An 836-nucleotide genomic window follows, 5' to 3' on the forward strand; every position below is an offset into this window, starting at 1 on the left:
CCGACCGCCCGCGGCTGGCAGTTGCAGGGGCTGCCGGCGGGGTGCTGGGAGGCGGGCTGCCACCGGCGCGGAACTGGAGCCCCGGTCCGTTCAGGCCCAGGCGGATCTCGTCGCCGTCGGAGAGGGGGCGGCAGTCCTTGAGCCGGGCCCCCTCGAGGTAGGTGCCATTGGCACTGCCCTGGTCGCAGAGCAGCCACTGGCCCGCCCGGGTGCGTGACAGCCGCACCAGGGCATGGTGGCGGGAGACGCCCCTGGCCTCGGCCAGGCAGAGGCCGCTGGCCGGATCCCGGCCGATGGAGAGGGGCGTGCGGGGATCCAGCGGCACGCTCCGGCCGGGATCGTCACGCAGCACCAGGCGGGGGTGGGCGCTCATGGCGGATCGTCCACCGCACCGCCGCGGCGGCCGAGACGGCGATCGGCCAGGAACCGGCCCCACCAGCCCACCGGTTCCCCCTCCCGCCAGGGGACGACCCGCCCGGGGAACAGGAGCGCCCAGCTGGCCAGCAGCAGGGCCACCAGCAGCAGGAGCAGCAGCACCCAACCGGGGATCGCCCCCACCCAGGTGGCGGCGAAGCTGGCCCGCACCGCGTACACCCCGATGGTCAGGGCGGTCCAGATGCGGAAGGGTGCCCATGGATCCCGGCGTTGCTCCACCTGGCCGGCCGCTCCGATTGCTGCGGGTAGCGTATGGGAGCAGGGCGGACGGGCCGGGGATGGTGGGGACGACGGAGCAGGCGTCGCGTGGCGACAGCACCGCACCCAGCACAGCATCCGGCGCCGCGCCTGCCGCCACCCCGGACGCCGCACCAGCCACCGAATCCCCCGCCGCTCCGGCC

Annotated in this window: 2 protein-coding genes; both read right to left on the reverse strand. The window is 75.7% G+C overall.

Annotated elements, in window-relative coordinates; all coding sequences use genetic code 11:
- Positions 1-373: FHA domain-containing protein (locus VB737_RS17105; protein WP_500314741.1), on the reverse strand; the 373-nt coding region annotated here is incomplete at its 3' end.
- A complete protein-coding gene (locus VB737_RS17110; RefSeq protein ID WP_500314742.1) occupies positions 370-654 on the reverse strand; it encodes a hypothetical protein in 285 nt (94 codons plus the stop codon). The genes VB737_RS17110 and VB737_RS17105, both read right to left, overlap by 4 nt.
- Positions 655-836 lie beyond the last annotated feature (182 nt).

Source organism: Synechococcus sp. BA-120 BA3 (genome assembly GCF_034931285.1).
Lineage (GTDB): Bacteria > Cyanobacteriota > Cyanobacteriia > PCC-6307 > Cyanobiaceae > Cyanobium.